1 protein-coding gene is annotated in these 251 nt (G+C 34.3%); it reads right to left on the bottom strand.

The window, feature by feature from the left end; genetic code table 11:
* Window positions 1-251, bottom strand: a 251-nt coding sequence (locus AAEY83_RS17245) for a hypothetical protein (protein WP_351061116.1), incomplete at both ends; no start/stop codon positions are given.

Consider the following 251-nt stretch of genomic DNA (forward strand, 5'->3'; position numbering starts at 1 on the left):
GGCTAAGTGTGAATGTTCTATTGCATCGCTCTCGCTTTGCCATACAATTTTAAACTGCTGGCTTTTTGTTATGTGCTCAACCAAAGCCTTTGTATCATCATTAATTGCTTTAGTGTGACGAATAACAACAAAGTTTTGTTTATCACTTTGGCATAACTGTAAATGGCTTATACTGTGCAGTGCTTTGTGTTGATTAATTAAATCATCAAAAAGTGTAAAAACATCTGTAAATACTTCATCAAGTACTGCAC

This window comes from Psychrobacter sp. TB20-MNA-CIBAN-0197 (genome assembly GCF_040309765.1).
GTDB lineage: Bacteria > Pseudomonadota > Gammaproteobacteria > Pseudomonadales > Moraxellaceae > Psychrobacter > Psychrobacter submarinus.